The 17,776-nt window shown below is 51.6% G+C and carries 19 protein-coding genes; 16 read left to right on the top strand and 3 right to left on the bottom strand.

The window, feature by feature from the left end; translation table 11 throughout:
• Positions 1 to 73: 73 nt before the first annotated feature.
• The 4 genes from BUB94_RS01335 to argS are packed head-to-tail and all read left to right on the top strand — an operon-like array spanning position 74 to position 3,162.
• Positions 74 to 643: a hypothetical protein gene (locus BUB94_RS01335; protein ID WP_254793627.1), complete on the top strand. Its 570-nt coding sequence runs from the start codon at positions 74 to 76 to the stop codon at positions 641 to 643.
• A 44-nt stretch (positions 644 to 687) separates the two neighbouring features.
• Complete coding sequence (locus BUB94_RS01330; protein WP_073155694.1) at positions 688 to 1,053, top strand: LytR C-terminal domain-containing protein; 366 nt, start codon at positions 688 to 690, stop codon at positions 1,051 to 1,053.
• Positions 1,050 to 1,463, top strand: a complete 414-nt coding sequence (gene rsfS / locus BUB94_RS01325; protein ID WP_073155691.1) for a ribosome silencing factor — start codon at positions 1,050 to 1,052, stop codon at positions 1,461 to 1,463. The genes BUB94_RS01330 and rsfS overlap by 4 nt, the downstream gene beginning before the upstream one ends.
• Positions 1,450 to 3,162, top strand: a complete 1,713-nt coding sequence (argS, locus tag BUB94_RS01320) for an arginine--tRNA ligase (protein ID WP_073155688.1) — start codon at positions 1,450 to 1,452, stop codon at positions 3,160 to 3,162. The genes rsfS and argS overlap by 14 nt, the downstream gene beginning before the upstream one ends.
• A gap of 116 nt (positions 3,163 to 3,278) precedes the next feature.
• Here argS and BUB94_RS01315 read toward each other — a convergent pair whose 3' ends face one another.
• Complete coding sequence (locus BUB94_RS01315; RefSeq protein WP_073155685.1) at positions 3,279 to 4,418, bottom strand: fibrobacter succinogenes major paralogous domain-containing protein; 1,140 nt, start codon at positions 4,416 to 4,418, stop codon at positions 3,279 to 3,281.
• A 177-nt stretch (positions 4,419 to 4,595) separates the two neighbouring features.
• On the opposite strand from BUB94_RS01315, the gene purU reads away from it, so the two are divergent.
• The 8 genes from purU to BUB94_RS01275 all read left to right on the top strand — a co-directional run bounded on the left by purU (position 4,596) and on the right by BUB94_RS01275 (position 11,440).
• A complete protein-coding gene (gene purU, locus BUB94_RS01310) occupies positions 4,596 to 5,441 on the top strand; it encodes a formyltetrahydrofolate deformylase (protein WP_073155683.1) in 846 nt (281 codons plus the stop codon).
• Between the two features lie 9 nt (positions 5,442 to 5,450).
• The gene (locus BUB94_RS01305) at positions 5,451 to 5,930 is read left to right on the top strand and encodes a hypothetical protein (RefSeq protein ID WP_073155680.1); all 480 of its coding nucleotides are present in this window, start codon (positions 5,451 to 5,453) and stop codon (positions 5,928 to 5,930) included.
• Positions 5,931 to 5,972: 42 nt separating this feature from the next.
• On the top strand, positions 5,973 to 6,644 hold the full coding sequence (gene pyrE / locus BUB94_RS01300) for an orotate phosphoribosyltransferase (protein WP_073155678.1): 672 nt from the start codon (positions 5,973 to 5,975) through the stop codon (positions 6,642 to 6,644).
• 79 nt (positions 6,645 to 6,723) lie between these two features.
• The gene (locus BUB94_RS01295) at positions 6,724 to 7,413 is read left to right on the top strand and encodes a hypothetical protein (RefSeq protein WP_073155675.1); all 690 of its coding nucleotides are present in this window, start codon (positions 6,724 to 6,726) and stop codon (positions 7,411 to 7,413) included.
• The gene (locus BUB94_RS01290) at positions 7,410 to 8,684 is read left to right on the top strand and encodes a hypothetical protein (protein ID WP_073233581.1); all 1,275 of its coding nucleotides are present in this window, start codon (positions 7,410 to 7,412) and stop codon (positions 8,682 to 8,684) included. The genes BUB94_RS01295 and BUB94_RS01290 overlap by 4 nt, the downstream gene beginning before the upstream one ends.
• A gap of 13 nt (positions 8,685 to 8,697) precedes the next feature.
• A complete protein-coding gene (locus tag BUB94_RS01285) occupies positions 8,698 to 10,101 on the top strand; it encodes a DEAD/DEAH box helicase (RefSeq protein WP_073233579.1) in 1,404 nt (467 codons plus the stop codon).
• A gap of 94 nt (positions 10,102 to 10,195) precedes the next feature.
• Positions 10,196 to 10,957 (top strand): type I methionyl aminopeptidase, encoded by a 762-nt coding sequence (map, locus tag BUB94_RS01280; protein ID WP_073155667.1) that lies wholly within the window; start codon positions 10,196 to 10,198, stop codon positions 10,955 to 10,957.
• 147 nt (positions 10,958 to 11,104) lie between these two features.
• Complete coding sequence (locus tag BUB94_RS01275) at positions 11,105 to 11,440, top strand: hypothetical protein (protein ID WP_073155664.1); 336 nt, start codon at positions 11,105 to 11,107, stop codon at positions 11,438 to 11,440.
• An 81-nt stretch (positions 11,441 to 11,521) separates the two neighbouring features.
• Here the strand turns inward: BUB94_RS01275 and BUB94_RS16320 are convergent, their stop codons facing one another.
• Positions 11,522 to 11,749, bottom strand: coding sequence for a hypothetical protein (locus BUB94_RS16320; protein WP_139260094.1), 228 nt, complete (start codon positions 11,747 to 11,749; stop codon positions 11,522 to 11,524).
• Positions 11,750 to 12,164: 415 nt separating this feature from the next.
• Between BUB94_RS16320 and BUB94_RS01265 the strand changes: the two genes are divergently transcribed.
• Both BUB94_RS01265 and fusA read left to right on the top strand, forming a co-directional pair.
• Positions 12,165 to 12,794 carry an EcsC family protein gene (locus BUB94_RS01265; protein ID WP_073155659.1) on the top strand — a complete coding sequence of 210 codons (630 nt, stop codon included), beginning with the start codon at positions 12,165 to 12,167 and terminating at the stop codon, positions 12,792 to 12,794.
• 197 nt (positions 12,795 to 12,991) lie between these two features.
• Complete coding sequence (gene fusA / locus BUB94_RS01260) at positions 12,992 to 15,121, top strand: elongation factor G (RefSeq protein WP_073155656.1); 2,130 nt, start codon at positions 12,992 to 12,994, stop codon at positions 15,119 to 15,121.
• Positions 15,122 to 15,762: 641 nt separating this feature from the next.
• Here the strand turns inward: fusA and mazG are convergent.
• A complete protein-coding gene (gene mazG / locus BUB94_RS01255; protein WP_073233575.1) occupies positions 15,763 to 16,572 on the bottom strand; it encodes a nucleoside triphosphate pyrophosphohydrolase in 810 nt (269 codons plus the stop codon).
• Between mazG and BUB94_RS01250 the strand changes: the two genes are divergently transcribed.
• A complete protein-coding gene (locus BUB94_RS01250) occupies positions 16,573 to 17,490 on the top strand; it encodes a DNA-processing protein DprA (protein ID WP_073233573.1) in 918 nt (305 codons plus the stop codon). It abuts the gene before it with no gap.
• Between the two features lie 8 nt (positions 17,491 to 17,498).
• Positions 17,499 to 17,774, top strand: coding sequence for an FtsB family cell division protein (locus BUB94_RS01245; RefSeq protein ID WP_073156709.1), 276 nt, complete (start codon positions 17,499 to 17,501; stop codon positions 17,772 to 17,774).
• The last annotated feature ends 2 nt before the right edge of the window (positions 17,775 to 17,776 follow it).

Raw genomic sequence — 17,776 nt, 5'->3', positions numbered from 1 at the left:
ACTCGCCTTGGCGGGTGCTTTTCTGCTTATATAAAAGCCAAGCCTCCCCTCCAAGCTTTTCTATATTCTGGATGTGGGTATCCTAACCGCCATTGTCGCGAGCCAGCTCGCCTTATCGTCCGCAGCAAGTTCGCCAGCGGAGGTTTCCAGGGATACCATCGTGGACACCGTCTATGTGGAAGAATTGCCCGTGGAGGCCTCACGAAGCGGCATCCCCTGGAATCGGGAACGTTTCGACCGCGACCGTCTGCTCCGCCATTCCTCGCTGGATCCGGCCCTGTCTGTGGGCTACAGCTACTCCGTCAGCTTCGTGGGCGGCAGCTTCGGCAGTTTCGCCCAGCAGACCTACATGGCCCACCTGGCATACGAATTCACCCCGGATCTGCACCTTTACGCCGACCTTGGCCTTTGGATGCCGCTATACAGCAATTTGCGTTTCGGGATGCCCATCGCCAAGGAAGATTTGCGTCAGGGAAAGGTGGATTTCATCCTTCCCGACGTGGCCCTGGAGTATAAACCCAGCGAAAATACCCGCGTCCGCCTGATGCTGGTAAACGAAAACGATGCAGTTAAGGCTTATGGGCCTCACAGATACTACGACGGTCCCTGCTCCCCCTGGAGAAATTCTATTTTTTGTCACTGATGCGATTATCACTGGCAAGAATACCTTTTTGTCTCATTGCGTGTTTGGCAATTTTCGGGTGCAAGGAAGAAGTTGAAGCCCCGAAAGTTCAGGAAGTCCGCTCTTACAAGGGCGACGTAGAAGTCCTGAACAGCTGTGGTATGCAGGGTGCTGCTGCCTCCATGAGAAATTACCTGAGACAGAATGGTTTTGACGTGGTCAGTTCCCGCAATGACCGGTTGCAGAATTACGACGAGACGATCATCGTGCTGCGAAATCCGGAATGGGAAGGCGCACAGGCATTGGCCAGGGCGCTCAAGACCGACAACGTGCTGGTTGTGGCAAGTAAGCGAGCCGTGGTAGACGCAGCGGTATATATCGGAAAAGACTTTAAACAAATCATCGAACCCGAAGAGGGAAATACAAAATGACAACAAGAAATGACCTGCCGGAATCCATCCAGCTGGGAGCAAGCATTCTTTTTGAACTGCGCGCCCAGAACGTGCAACTTATCGACCTTCGCGGCATCAAGGACGTAACCGACTTTTTCCTGGTTGCTACTTGCGAAAGCGAAGCCCAGATGCAGGCTATCCTCAATGAACTCCACAAGGAATTCAAGGCCAACAAGCTTTCATCCCTTGGTGTGGAATACAAGGAAGGTGTTCGTTGGGCCGTATTCGACGCAGGCCTGGACCTGATGGTACACCTGTTCGAAGAAGAAAAGCGCGCCGAAATTTCTTTGGACCGTCTGTATGCCGACGGCAAGATTGAAGAACTGAATGAAGCCGACTTCGTTCGCGAAGCCACCAAGAAGTCTGGAGACGACAATGAACTCGTTTGAGCAAGAAATTGCAAACGCCCTGGCAGCCACCGGCGCATTCGAAGCCGACGCCGCCCTGAAGCTTATCTCTGTGCCGCCTGATACCACCCACGGCAACTTCACCCTTCCCTGCTTCTCGCTGGCAAAGACCATGCGCAAGGCTCCGAAGATTATCGCCGAAGAATTGGCTGGTCAGGTAAAGCTGCCCGCCGGCCTTTCCAAGGTGGAAGCCGTGAACGGTTACCTGAACTTCTTTATCGACCGCAACTTCCTGGCAAAGTCCACTCTCGAAGCTATCGCCGAAAAGGGTCTCGCCTACGGCCACCAGGAATCCAACGGCAAGGTCGTGTGCATTGACTTCAGCTCCCCCAACATCGGTAAGGAACTGGCTTTCCACCACCTCCGTTCCACCATGATCGGTAACTCCCTGAGCCGTATTTACAAGGCCGCCGGTTACAAGGTCGAACGAATCAACCACCTGGGCGACTGGGGTACCGCATTCGGCAAGCTGATCGTGATGTACCTCCGCGAAAATCGTCCCACCGACCAGGCCACCCTGGATTCCCTGACAGTCAAGGAATTGAACATCCTTTATGCAGCCTTCTCCAAGGCATGCAAGGAAGAGCCGGGTCTCGAAGACGAAGCACGCGCCGCATTTACCAAGCTGGAACAGGGCGATGAATTCTACCGCACCCTGTGGTCTGCCTTTAAGGCCGCAACCCTGAAGGAACTGATGCGCATCTACGACATGATGGGCGTCGGCTTTGACCATTACACTGGCGAATCCTTCTTCGAAGACAAGATTCCCGCGATCCTCGACGAACTCCGCGAAAAGAACCTGATGATCAAGAGCCAGGATCTGGACGTGGTGATGCTGGACGAATTCGACCTGAATCCCTGCCTGATCCGCAAGAGCGACGGTTCTACCTTGTACGCAACCCGCGACTTGGCCGCAGCCGACTACCGCATGAAGGAATACAACTTCGACAAGTGCCTCTATGTGGTCGACCTGGGCCAGGCCCTGCACTTCAAGCAGGTATTCCATGTTCTTAAGAAGATGGGCCGCGAATGGTACACCAATATGTACCACATTCCCTTTGGCGTGATCCTCCAGCTGGTGGACGGCAAGTGGGAAAAGGGTAAGACTCGTACAGGTACCGCAAGCCTTTTGCGTGACGTCATTGAAGCCGCACAGAAGAAGATTCTTGAATTCATCGACGCCAAGAATCCGGAACTGGAAAACAAGGAACTGATTGCCCGCCAGATCGGTATTTCCGCACTGACCTTCAACGACCTGAAGAACAGCCGCGTGAAGGACGTCCGTTTTGATTGGGATGCCGTCATGAGCTTTGAAGGCGACACTGGTCCTTATGTCCAGAACGCACACGTCCGTCTCTGCAGCATCATGCGCAAGGCCGGCTACACCGTTCCCGTTTCCGACGTGAACTACGACCAGCTGGCAGACGATGCCGCCTATAGCTTGATCAACCTTCTTTCCAAGAAGGCCGACAAGATTCTCGGCGCTGTCGCCGCTGACGAACCCAGCGTTCTCGCCCAGTATGCATTGGAAATCGCAGAAGCCGCACACAAGTTCATCCACGAAGACCGAGTTCTCGGCAGCGCCGAAGAAAAGTCCCGTCTGTTCCTGGTGCAGTCCACCCAGATCGTCCTGGAAAACGTCCTGGACCTCCTGGGCCTCTTCCCGATTCGCTCCATGTAATACAGAAGCCGCAGCCAAAACCTGCGGCACCTTCAACAAAAAAGAACCGCGAAAAAAACCGCGGTTCTTTTTTTATTCGCAACAACGGCTCATCGCTCGTTGTTCAAAACTCAATACTAGTTTCCGTTGATGCAGCGGACAGAGTAGGCGTTGGTCTTGCTGGGAACCAGCTGACGGACCATCTGGTCACTCATGCGGCCCATAGCCCAAATCCAGATGGTTTCGTTACGACCATTCTGAGCAGACCAGAAACCGGCGTATTCACCCATGTCTTCGTAACGAACGGTAGACTTACCAATCATCTTACGGTAACCGGAAGAGAATACGGAGAAGCCATATTCATCGGTACCGCCACCGCCCTGCCAGCCAGTGGTAGCTTTCATCTTCTTGGCAAAAGCTTCGCACTTGTCAACACCATCATAGCAGTGGGTAAGGCCAGTAATCATGTCCTGCCATTCGCGGTCACGGGGCAGATGCCAGCCCTCGGGGCAAGCCTTACGAGCGCCTTCCAGATCGTAGAGGCGGCCACCACGCATGCAGTAGGATTCCTTATCTTCGTAGCACCAGGAATGACCATCTACGTTGAAGTTCACGTTCTGGGCAAACCATTCACGGCCTTCCACCTTAATGGTACGATAAACCTGACCATCGCGGGGGTCGGTAAACATACCAGAAACTTCGCGGAGGGAAGCACGCTTTTCCTGTTCGGCCAGGCGGAATTCAGCCACCTTTTCGCGGCGGTACTTTTCGCGGCCTTCCAGTTCCTTCTTCCAGGCTTCCTGGGCAGCTTCGTTGGTAAACTTGATGCGAAGATCGGACACGGCAAACAGCTCATTACCGCAAGCCAGATCCACACCGGCAATATTGATAATCTGTTCTACTTCAGACTTTTCCTTACCTTTGCCAGTTACAAAAGTACGAGGCTTGTTGAAATAGGAAATCCAGGCTTCCTTGGTTTCGCCGCAGACTTCATAGAAATTTTCTTTTTCAATTTTATCTGCAACGACAGTCAGATTACCGGCTACAGAGAATGCGAACGGACCTTCTTCAACCTTGAAGGACACCGGCTGCACAGCCTTGTAATGGGTGTACTTGCCAAAGCGGATATCGCCTTCGATTTTTGCAGAAGTGTAATCACCTTCGTTTTCTGCGTTGTAAATAGCGTCCCAAGTCTTGGGAGGAATTGCAAAAGAGCAGACTGCAGCCATGCCAAATGCCATAAAGACAGCGCTCTTGATCATGCGATTGAAATTCATTGTTCCTTCTTTTCCAAAAGAGATTTGTGATATAATTATAGCATTTTTCGGTACACTTTCAAACCATCTTTTTATAAACTAAAATCAACAAGGACCCAAAATAAACAACGGCCTAAAAGGGCCTGTTTTTTGTAAACAAAACAATAAAGTCAACAGGGATTTTTTAACTTTTTATCCATGGCTATCACACGTTACATTTTGCAAATTCATTGCCCTGACCAAAAGGGCCTTATTGCCGGCACCACGCAAGTTCTTGCCAAGGCCGGTGCAAACATCATCGATCTCCAGCAGCATACCGCCAAGGACATCGAAACGTTCTTCCTCCGTGCAGTTTTCGAAGCAGATTCAGAAAATATCGAAGAAGTCCGCAAGCATCTGGAAACCTTGGAAGGTCACCTCCAGCTGAACTGGAAACTTTTCGACACCACCAAGGTGGAACGCGTCGCTATTTTCGTTTCCAAGACAGACCACTGCCTTTACGACCTGCTCCTGAAGCACCGCGACGGTGATCTCCCCTGCGAATTCAGCTGTATCGTAGGCAACCACACTGACTTGGCAGCTGTAGGCGGCTCCTTCGGCGTGCCTTTCTACTATGTTCCGTCTAATCCCGACAAGAACATTCCGGAAAACCGTTTCCGCGAAATTATCGAAGAAACCAAGACCGACACCGTGGTGCTCGCCCGCTACATGCAGATTCTTTCTGCCGCCTTTACCGAAGAATTCAAGTACCGCATCATCAACATCCACCACGGCTTCCTGCCCGCATTCAAGGGTGCCAAGCCCTACCATCAGGCATGGAACAAGGGTGTGAAGATTATCGGTGCCACCGCCCACTTCGCAACCGAAGACCTGGACCAGGGCCCCATTATCGCCCAGGACATCCAGCGCGTGCCCGAAACCGCCAGCATCAATGAACTGGTGGAACTGGGTAAGGATATCGAAAAGCGCACCCTGTCCCAGGCCCTGAAGCTCTGGCTGGAACATCGCGTATTCGTTTATAACGGCCGTACCTTTATTCTCTAAGGAGGAATTATGTCCGAAGAACAGAACAATCAGGAAGTTGAAAATCAGGAAGCCGAAATCCAGGCCGCAACTGCTCCCGTGGAACCGGTTGCCGAACCTGTTGCAGAACCGACTTACGACCCCTCCATGACACAACCTCAGGTCATCGTCCAGAGGGAACGCGGATTTTCCCACTATGTGGGTTTCGCCCTGTTGTGCGTCCTGTGCATCCTCTTCTACTTCGCACCGGGCATCGCCCTCACCTATGTCATCAACATGATTCCCGGCGTAAGCCTGGGCGCCATGGCCGCATGGGTTTTCAGCGCCGTGCTGAGCGTTGTAGTCTGGTTGATCTTCAAGCTTAAGATTAAGGGTTTCAAGAAATCCTTCTACGTTTATATCGGAGTCTGCGTGCTGGTGGTAGCCATCCTGATTGCCGCAGAAATCCTGACCGAACAGACTGGCGTCTTTGCAAATATCGCCGCCATGCTGACCGGGGCAAACGCATAGAACCCAAATTTTGTATATCCATAAAAAACAGCGAGTTTTAAAATGACAAAGACTGATGCATTCGTCCATTTTCTGGTAGAATCCGGCGCCCTCAAGTTCGGCGACTTCGTAACCAAGAGCGGCCGTAACACCCCGTATTTCATCAACACCGGAGAATTCCGTACCGGCGCATCCCTTTCCAAGCTGGCAGAATTCTACGCCGCCGCTTTCGTCGAACATTTTGACGGCAAGGCAACCAACCTCTATGGTCCCGCCTACAAGGGCATCCCCCTGTGCGCAGCTACCGCCATGAAGCTTTCCGACGTGTACGCCAAGAACCTGACCTTCACCTACAACCGTAAGGAAGTGAAGGACCACGGTGAAGGCGGCTCCCTGGTAGGCTACAAGTATGCTGAAAAGACCAACGTGGTCATCATCGAAGACGTGATTACCGCAGGTACCTCCGTTAACGAAACCCTCCAGATCCTCAAGAACATCGAAAACGCCAACGTGATCGGCCTCCTGATTTCTGTGGACCGCAAGGAAAAGTTGGACAACGGCAAGTCTGCCCTGCAGACCGTTCAGGAAGAATACGGAATTGAAGCTCACTCCATCGTGAACATCAACGACATCATCGCCTTCCTGGAAAAGGAAGAAAACCGCAAGGCCATCAACGCTCCGGAAGGCATCCTGGAAAAGGTTTACGCCTACCGTGAACAGTGGGGCGCTGTTTAGGATAAAGGTTAAAGAATGAAGGTTAAAGGAGAAAGATTTTCTTTACACTTTAACCTTTACGCTTTACGCTAATATCGCTATGAGAAATGTTCTTGTTCTGATGATAGCTATTCTGGTTTGCACTCTTGTAGGGTGCAGCCAAAGTTATCATTGGACCAAGTCTCATCCAGCATACCATAAGGCCCCCTACGGGGAACTGGCCGTTGCCGGCGTACAGGACGCATTTGTCCTGACACGCACCAGCTGGTTTGCCAAGCGACTTGACTTTGGAGACAGCACCCAGATCAAGTCAACGGAATTCTGCGCCCAGATTATGCTGGACGAACTTCGCGGCGGATATAGCAAGCTGAATGTCCTTTCGGAAAAAGTCCTCGCCGGCTTCCCCGAAGAAAGTCAGAAACTGGACGACCGCATTTTCATGAAGGGCAAACTTCCTGAACAGGGAGTCGTCGTCAAGGACAGCGCAGGCAAAGTGCCGCCCGAGATTTTACTGATTCATGAAGTTATCGTCGGAACCGACCTGAAGCGGGAAGACTACTTTGATTACGCCCTGATCCACAATGAAAGTCAGGAAAAATCCGTAGTCCAGAATATCAGCGCCATCGTATCCTACACTTTATGGGACAATCTGAAGCAACGTCCGCTGTTTAGCGCCGTCGATGAAATTCAGCACCCCATTGTCAAGTTCAGTTTGCAGGACCTGGAGCTTCTTGTTCGAGCCTCCGTGCGACAGATTCGCAGCAACCTTTATACGGGAGTGAATAAATGAAGTCCTTCCGTTCTTTAATCGGTTTGCTGTTATTCGTCTTCATAACCATCGCCAATGCAGGCAACGTCTACTTCAATTCCAAGTGGACCCTCTGGCAGAATGCAGACATTCTTATCTGGAACATCGATAAGGAACTTCCCATCGACCCCAAGGAGTTCTGCCTTTCCCTCCGCAGAACCAACATGGGCATCGGCGAACCCAAATGCCGTACCCTAGGCGAATGGGAACGAGACTCTATCGCGGTCCGTTACGGAAGCTGGCTCAGCGCCAACATCGAGCCGGGTCTAACGTCGGGCCACCTCAAGGCACGACACCCTTCCATGAGTGCAAAGATTCAGTCTGTCGAAGACAAGATCGTCATGTTCATTTCGGACAAGGGTAGCGAGCTCCTGATTGCCATTTTTGACGAGACCTCTTCTGAACCAAGATCTGCGGGAACAGTACCAAAGAAAGCCGACAAGATCGCCCTTGGCGACGACATTGCAGGCACCTTTTTCGACCGCAATACAACCCGCAGGCTCAGCAAGGAAGAACGGGCCAAGAAGCTAACCGAACCCGATGACTTCTACAAGGAAGTTCCCGATTTCAGAGCATGGGCCGGTATTTCAGCCGGTTACGCCCAGGCCCAAATTCCCTTTACTCCGGACAGCTGGTACAACAGCCACACAAGAAGTCGCATTCACAATTACCGCACCACCAAGGATTCCGTTTCTCTGTGGAATTTCATTGACGACTCCACACCATTATTTACTTTGTACGCAGGCGGAACTTGGTACGGCTTTATCGGCGGCGAAATATTCTATCGTTATTCCAAACACGCCGCAAAAACAGATGATAGGGATACCATATATAACGAGTTGGACCACTGGGACTTTACGCAACACGAAGTCGGTCTAAACGTCATGTTTTCTAAATCCTTCGATCCTTTCAAATGGCTCGACATTCACAGTTTTGCCTTCCTGGGTTTCCAATACAGTTTCTACTCCGAAGATATCGCGGTCAAGAATACGGTCAGCAAGCCTTCTAGATCTTACGAATCCCGAGTCAAGTTTGAAGACGCCTATAAGGGAGCCCTACTAGGTTTTGGTGGGCAATTCGTATTCCTCGACCATTATGGATTTAGTGTCCGTACAGGAATTTCTAGCCGCGGACGCGATGTCTACACAGCCCCCTCTCCCGAGGCTGCGGCGGAGCCCACAACAGTTGGCGCATCCACTGTAGACTGGTTCATCAGCTTCGGTATTGAATACCACTGGAACAAAATTTTCTAACTTTGCGCTCATTATGAGCGAAGAAGTAAAAGAAGAAAACGTTTCCAAGGAAACAAAAGTCAACCCGTTTTTGACTCCGATTAATATTATTGAGCCCGAGCACAAGCTCCCCGACTATACTTTTGACATGCTGCCGGCCGAACAGAAGGCCATTCTCGCAAGCCACGGCTGGACCGACCTGATGCCCGTCCAGCGTAAGACCATGCCCTATATGCTGGCCGCCCGCGATATGCTAGTGCAGTCCAAGACAGGTTCCGGCAAGACCGGCGCATACGTGCTGCCCCTTTTGCAGGTCATCGTTCGTGACCACCTGTTTCCCCAGGCATTGATTCTGGTGCCCACCCGCGAATTGGCAATTCAGGTGCAGGACGAAGTTCAGAAACTTTCTGCAGGGACAGGCATCAAGTCTGTAGCCATCTTCGGTGGCGTTTCTTACGAACCCCAGCTGAAGGCTCTTAAGGAAGGCGTGCATATTATCGTAGCCACACCGGGCCGTCTGATGGACCATGTGCAGCGCGGTAACGTAGACTTTTTGGACATCCGCGACTTGGTTCTGGACGAAGCCGACGAAATGCTTTCCATGGGTTTCTACCCCGACATGCAGAAGATCCGCAAGTATCTTCCCAAGCAGTTGGCCTGTACCATGTTCAGTGCCACCATTCCCCAGACCGTCAAGAGCCTGGCCCGCGAATTCCAGCGACCCTCCGCAGAGTTCCTTTCTCTGTCTTATGACAAGGTTATCGCAAACAATCTTGAACACCGCTGGTATTCCTGCGATGTAATGGATAAGGATTCCATGACCATCAAGGTTCTGGAATATGAGAACCCCGAAAGTTGCATGATTTTCTGCAACAAGAAATGCGACGTCAGCTATCTGGAACAGGTTCTTTCCGGTTACGGTTTTAACGTTGGCGCATTGTCTGGCGACGTTAGCCAGTCTCTCCGCGAAAAGACCCTAAACGCCTTCCGCGAAAAGAAATTGCGCATCTTGATTTGTACAGACGTTGCCGCCCGCGGTATTGACGTGGACCACGTCACCCACGTTATCGTTTACGACCACCCGGACGATCATGAAGTTTACGTGCATCGCAGCGGACGTACCGCCCGTGCAGGCCGTAGCGGTGTCTGCATTTCCCTGATTACCCCGGTGGAAGAAATTGAAATCAAGAAGACTGCAGCAGACTTCGGTATCAATTTCATCAAGCAGGAACCTCTGACCAACGAAGCCATCGCCAAGAAGGTTGGCGAACGCACCCTCAAGCAACTGCAAGAGGTTAGCAAGCACTTCGGTGGACAGAAGGCCAAGGAACGCATCAGCCACTTCATCCCCCTGGCCAAGGAACTGGCTAACGGAACCCAGGATCAGCAGATGCTCCTAGCCTACCTGCTGGACCGGTATGTTTGGAAAAAACAGTGATTAGTAAACAGTGGTTAGTAAACAGTATTATGCAAAAATTGAACGTCCTAACCACTAATCACTAACCACCAACCACTAACCACTAATCACTATTATGGCTAAGATTAAAGTAAAGAACGCAAGAGAAATTGAACTGATCCGCGACGCAGGCGCTCTGGCAGCAGAAACCCTGATTCGCGCAGGCGAAATGTGCAAGCCCGGTGTCTGCACCCTGGAAATCGATGAATTCATCGGTGATTACACCCGTCAGCACAAGGGCATTTCCGCCTGTAAGGGTTACCACGGTTACCCCCGCTATGCCTGCATCAGTATCAATGAAGTTATCTGCCACGGCATCCCCGACGCCAAGACCATCCTTAAGGAAGGCGACATCGTAAACATCGACATCACCACCATCCTCCAAGGTTATCACGGCGACACTTCCGCCATGTTTACCGTAGGCAAGGTCAGCAAGCTAGCACAGGAACTGGTGGACACCGCCAAGTTCGCCATGGAAGAAGGCATCCGCGTTGCAGGCGAACAGGGTGCCCGCTGGAACGACATCGGTTACGCCATCAATGACATTGCCGACGAACACGGTTTCAGCGTGGTTCAAGACTACTGCGGTCATGGTATCGGCCGTGGTTTCCACGAAGAGCCCTTGGTGTTCCACTTCCGCAACAACGAACTGACCAGTTTCATTGAACCCGGCAACGTGTTCACCGTCGAGCCCATGCTGAACGCAGGCAAGCCCGGCACCAAGACTCTGTCTGACGGTTGGACTGCAGTGACCCGCGATGGCACCCTCAGCGCCCAGTGGGAACACACCGTGGTCAAGACCAAGGACGGCATCGAAATTCTGACCCTCCCCCGCTAATCGAAAAGGTGTGAGGCGCGAGGTATGAGGACGGAGCCTTCGGCTCCTTTCAGCTAGATAATCGCGACAAAGGCGCCTAACTTTAGCTCACAGCTCATTACTCATCGCTCACAACTATTCACTGTTCACTATTCACTCTTCACAACAATGTCTCTGCTCAGTAATCTCCGCGACAAAGCTGTGGTAGCCTTCGTCAAGAATCACGAACTAGTCAAGAAGTTCGGTGATGTCCAGTCCGTGTCTATAGATTCAGACAAAGGAACTGCAGACGTTTCCGTGTTGCTCCATGGAGAAATCTTCCCAATCAAGTTCCGCGGTTACTATTACTTTGATGATACCGATAAAGGTACCGACATCGTGATCCGCAAGATTACCAGCGAACGACAGTGGATTGATGAAGCCCTGGAATACTGGCTGGGCGATAAGACTCTGCGCTATACACTTCCTGGATTAGCCGGAGGCCTGGCCAAGGTATTGTTCTAGTCCATCAATAAATAGATCCGAAAACGAGACATTCAAAAAAATCTCCGCCCCAGTGAGGCGGAGATTTTTCAGTTTAAGCTATTATTTCTTTTTTGCGGTTTTTGGTTTCGCAGCAGCCGATTTCTTTGCTGTTACCTTTTTCGCTGTCCCCTTCTTTTCTGCAGGTTTCTTGGCAGCAGGCTTCGCACCTTTTTCCCATTCTTCAAGGAAAATCGGCTTTTCTAAGGCCCCGAATATAATCCCAAGGAATTTCATCCCCTTAACATCGGGACAATTACTAAAGCTTTTCTCAATATCAAGATCTGCCAAAAGTCGAATCGGTTTACCGGAAGCATTACGCACATCCGTAGCGCTAGCTCACGAACCCACAACAGCTGCAAAGGCCGATTGTGATCGTTGTGTGCCAAATACCGTTTGGCTAAATCCGGAGTCATGTCTACAAGGGTCCTATCAATCATTCTTTTAGATATATCGTACAAAACGAAAATTCTTAAAGGGAACTCTCACAAACGTGAGAATCATCACTTCACGAGCAATCTTTCCACTTCGCTGTCAAACCGCCATTAGATTACTTTCCAGAATTCCGATAATCGTAGAACGAAACGAAAACCTCCGCAAAATAAGACACTGATGTTTGCGCATTTCATGAACGATCCTCAAATTCTATTGTATATTTCAAGGGCACTCACATTTTTTTTGCACCAGAAGGATTCAAGAGGACTCTATGGAAATAAACGACAAGACCGCCGACATGCTTAAGGATAAATTTTCCAAGCTTCTTTTCGAACTGATTACCGAGATTCCCGAATCCCTCTATGTCGAAACAGCCGACCCCGGCGAAAAAGTGAAGAAACTGACCCAGCAGGCAGCCATCAAGGCAGCAGCCGTCAGTGCCACACTTTCTATCCCCGCTGGCTTTACCGGAGTCCTGACCTCCATCCCCGACATTGCCTCCGTCTGGCGTATACAGGCCCAGCTGGTCTCCGACATTGCCGCCACTTATGGCAAGGTAGCCCTCCTCAGCCGCGAAGCCATGGTCTGGTGCCTCTTCCGCCACAGCGCCGCCTCCCTCCTCCGCGACCTGGCAGTCCGCACCGGCAGTCGCATTATCGTGCAAAAGCTTTCCCTCAGCGCTCTGGAAAAGATCCTCCAGAAAATCGGTCTGAAAGTTTCTACCAAGATGCTTGGTCGAGTGGCCCTCCGAGCCATCCCAGCCATCGGCGCCATCGGCAACGGAGCCTACACCTTCTACGACACCAACGAGGTGGGAAAAACGGCTGCTGCCTACTTCAAGGCCCTTTCGGACCAGGATCCGGAAGTTCAGGATGCAGAACCTGCCGAGCCCCAAGATTAATATATAGGGTTAGCAGGTCGGTCCCGCAAACCTATAAAAAACCTTTTATTTTTAAAAATTTCAAGAAATCCGGGTCAAAAAGGCCTGGATTTCGCTGTTTAATGGCCCCAAAAATACCCCGCCCTTGACCCCACCCCCTTTTTTTTCTATCTTTGCGCGCAACTCAAATAACATCAACTCCATTTGTGGAATAAAAAATGAAAAACATTGCAACTCACAGAAACATTGGTATTTCTGCCCACATCGACTCCGGTAAGACCACTCTTACCGAACGTATCCTCTACTACACCAAGCGTATTCACGCTATCCACGAAGTTCGTGGTAAGGACGGCGTCGGTGCCACGATGGACTCCATGGAACTCGAACGCGAACGCGGCATTACCATTCAGTCTGCTGCTACCTTCGCAAGCTGGACTCACACCAAGTCTGGCGAAGCTGACACCATCAACATCATCGATACCCCGGGGCACGTGGACTTCACTATCGAAGTTGAACGTTCTCTCCGTGTGCTTGACGGTGCTATCCTCGTTCTTACCGGCGTGGAAGGCGTTCAGTCTCAGTCTATTACCGTTGACCGCCAGATGCGCCGCTATCATGTGCCCCGCGTTGTGTTTGTCAACAAGTGCGACCGTTCCGGTGCAAATCCGCTCCGCGTTGCAGTTATGCTCAAGGAAAAGCTGAACCACAAGCCCTGCGTTATGCAGATTCCTATCGGTCTCGAAGACCAACTGAAGGGTGTGGTCGACCTGGTTGAAATGAAGGCCTACTACTTCGAAGGCGCCAACGGCGACGACATGATCGAAAAGGAAATTCCGGCTGAACTGGTTGACCAGGCTCAGGAATACCGTGAAAAGCTCGTTGACTGCTGCGCAGACTACAACGACGAAATCATGGAAAAGGCTATGGAAGGCATGTATGGCGTTGATGAAATCGACAAGGATCTCATCAAGAAGACCATCCGCGAAGCTACCATTTCTCTCGAAATCACTCCGGTGTTCATGGGTTCCGCTCACAAGAACATTGGTATCCAGAAGCTCCTCGACGGTGTTGTGGACTACCTCCCGAACCCGACCGAAGTTGAAAACAAGGCTCTGGACATCGACAACAACGAAGCAGAAGTTGTCCTGAAGTCCGAAGATGCTGAACCGCTGGTTTGCTACGCATTCAAGCTGGTCAACGACCGCTATGGTCAGCTGACCTACATCCGCGTTTACCAGGGTACCATCAAGAAGGGCGACATGATCACCAACATGGCAACCACCAAGAAGGTTTCCGTTGGCCGTCTCGTTCGTATGCACGCTGATGAAATGGTGGATATCACCGAAGCTGGTGCAGGCGACATCGTTGCTCTGTTCGGTATTGACTGCGCATCCGGTACTACCTTTACCGATGGCAAGAACCACTACAACATGACCTCCATGCACGTTCCTAACCCGGTTATCGAACTGGTGATCGAAGCTAAGAACCGTGACGACCTGGACAACATGTCTAAGGCCCTGAACCGCTTCACCAAGGAAGACCCCACCTTCCAGGTTGAAGTTAACAAGGAATCTGGCGAAACCATCATCAAGGGTATGGGCGAACTTCATCTTGACGTTTACATCGAACGTATGCGTCGTGAATACAAGGTTGACGTCCAGACTGGTGCTCCGCAGGTTGCATACCGCGAAACCATCACTCGTTCTTCCAAGTTCGACTACACTCATAAGAAGCAGACCGGTGGTAGCGGTCAGTACGCTAAGGTTGTCGGCGAAATGCGTCCGATGGCTGTCGAAGGCGACTCCGAAAAGGTTTACAACTTCGTTAACTCCGTCGTTGGCGGCCGTATTCCTAAGGAATACATCCCGTCCTGCGATAAGGGTTTCCAGAGCTGCATGGAAGCAGGTTCCTTGATCGGCTTCCCGGTTGTGGGTATCGAAATGGACGTTCAGGATGGTGCATTCCACCCGGTTGACTCCTCTGATATGGCCTTCCAGGTTGCTGCTCGTATGGCTTTCCGCGAAGCTTTCGCTAAGGCCGGCGCTCAGATCCTCGAACCGATCATGAAGGTTGAAATCCAGACCCCGACCGAATTCCAGGGTTCCGTTGTTGGTAACGTTTCTCAGCGTCGTGGTACCATCGCTGGTACTAACGAAGAACTGGGCATGACCACCATCACCGCTGAAGTTCCGCTGTCCGAAATGTTCGGCTACGCAACTGACCTGCGTTCTATGACCCAGGGTAAGGCAGAATTCACCATGGAATTCTGCAAGTACTCTCCGGTTCCCAAGAACATCCAGGAAGAACTCATCAAGAAGTACGGCGACAAGGCTGGCGCACGCGCTTAAGGAGACCGTTCGGGCCCATTCAGAATGCAAGTTCTGGTAGGCCCTCACTCTCGCAAATAAAAAGGGATCGGTTCTTACCGACCCTTTTTATTTTGCTCACGGGGAGACCGTTCGGGCCCATTCAGAATGCAAGTTCCGGCAGGCCCTCACTCTCGCTAAAAAGACCTCGGTTAATACCGAGGTCTTTTTGCTCACAGGGAGACCGTTCGGGACCATTCAGAATGCAAGTTCTGGCAGGCCCTCACTCTCGCTGAAAAGACCTCGGTTAATACCGAGGTCTTTTTTTGCTCACGGCCCCAAACGTTTAATTGAGTTCAACTCAGAATTAGAAGAAGTCCCGCGGGAAACCGCGGGACTTTTTCACATGTACACAACACAAGGAAGGGTGTTTTACCGACACCCTCCCATAAATACACAAGAGCCCCGCGGGACAAGCCCGCGGGACTCAGTGGAATTAGAAGAGAACAAGTGTGCTTCCTATCTATTCCTACCCGTATGGTTCGATCCGGCATCCCTTCTCTAGAACCAGAAATAGATTGGAAGCACGATAATAATATACCTCGCAAAACGGTTAGCGGAAACTTTTTCTGCTAAACCCCTATTCCCAAAAAGAACGTTCCAATTTGCATTAAATCGGCGGCCTAGGGCTGCACCTTTGTGGCCTTCTTGGCAGCGCGCCAGAATTCCTGCAGACGTTCAGGAGTTTCCTCCTTCATTTCCTTGCCTTCGTCGCGAGCCATCTGTTCCACGATACGGAAGCGCTTTTCGAACTTGGTGTTGGCCCGTTCCAGTGCCAGGGCCGCATTGAAGCCGCAATGGCGGGCCACGTTCACCAGGCTGAACAAGATATCGCCGAACTCATCTTCCATACGGTCGATGTTGTTGCATTCCGCAGAGGAGGCTTGCATTTCGGCACGGAATTCGCTAAATTCCTCCACAGCTTTGTTGAATACAGGTTCTGCCTCGACCCAATCAAATCCGACCTTGGCGGCACGCCGCTGGATTTCCTGGGCACGGGCCAGCGTGGGCATGCTCTTGCTTACTTTATCCATAGCGGACTTGCCGACCATGTCCTGATTGTTCTTTTCCGCAGCCTTGATGCGTTCCCATCTACGGGTCACCTCGGAGGCATCATCCACCTTGGCATCGCCAAACACATGAGGATGACGTCGGACCATTTTTTCGCAGATTCCCTGCACAACGTCGTCGATACAGAAATCGCCATTGTCCTTCGCGACCTGTGAATGGAATACCACCTGGAAGAGCACATCTCCCAGTTCCTCGGCCATGTGAACCTTGTCGTTGGCCTGGGCTGCGTCGATATATTCGTGGGATTCTTCCACCAAGTAGGGGAGCAGGGACTGGTGCGTCTGCTTACGGTCCCAGGGGCAGCCATTTTCCGAGCGGAGGGTGGCCATGATATTCACAAGATCTTGAAAGGAATACTTCATATGAGTAAAAATAGAAAAGCCGAAGAGTACGTCAGCCAGGAATTAGAACCGAAACTGTTTCCGCTACTGCTGGGCGAATCGTCTTTGAGGCCAAAGCGTCTATTCTACAAGGGCGCACTGCCAGAAAAAGACTCCATTGGAATTGCCATGGTAGGCACCCGACGTCCAGGCAGTTCCGCCCCAGAACTTTGCCGCAGGCTGGTACATTCCCTGAAAGGCACCAAGGCGGTCATCGTCTCGGGGCTCGCTCAAGGCATCGACAGCTACTGCCACGAAGCCGCCCTGGAGGCGGGCCTCCCCACCATCGCCGTCATCGCCCAGGGAATCGACGCAAGAATCCCCGGAGAACGCGCCGACCTGGCCCGCCGCATCCTGGAATCCGGAGGCGCCATCCTTAGCGAGTACGCCGGCGACCAGGCCTCCCTGAAGGGCATGTTTCCGGCCCGTAACCGCATCATCAGCGGTCTTAGCCGCGCTACGGTACTGGTACAGAGCAAGAACAAGGGCGGGGCCCTGATCACGGCGGATTACTGCCTTGGCGAGGGCAAGTTGCTATTAGCCGTGCCGGGAGATTTTGACAGCGAAGTGGCCTGCGGCCCCAATCTTTATTTGGACTGCGGGAAGGCAAAGCCAATTTTTTTACCGGAAAGTCTGAGAGTGCAGGCAGGAATTCCCTTGACCGCCCATAGCCAGGAAGCTCCCTCTTTGCAGAATCTCGCCCACACCGGCTGCCAGCTTTCCCAGGAGGCCACCATGATTTTTACAAAGTTCAACGGATTCCGCAAGACTTTTTCGGAAATTCAAGAGGATTGTAACTTTAAGACTGGCAACATTTTAGCTATATTAACAGAACTTGAGATTGCAGGATTGGTCCAGACGAAGGACAATATGCAGTTCTACTTTAATGGGAGCCTTTAGTTTTGAGCTTGAAGAAGCACTTAGTCATTCTCGCACTGTTTATCTTCGCCATCATCGTAGTGGCCCAGATGATGTTCGGAAAGAACAGCATCAGACAGCAGCGTAGAATCAACCGCGAGATCGCCAGCTACCAGCATCAGATTGATTCGCTGCAGATGGTGATCGACAAGCGCAAAGTGCAGATTCAGCAACTGAAGACCGACTCCCTCTACAAGGAAGGGCTTCTCCGCACACGCTATGGCATGAGCCGCAAGGGCGAAGTCGTCTTCCAGCTAGTTGAATAATT

Origin of the sequence: Fibrobacter sp. UWH9 (assembly GCF_900129715.1) — a bacterium.
Lineage (GTDB): Bacteria > Fibrobacterota > Fibrobacteria > Fibrobacterales > Fibrobacteraceae > Fibrobacter.
The sequence above is the reverse complement of the archived record's forward strand: the minus strand, read 5'-3'. Positions and strand labels throughout refer to the sequence as shown.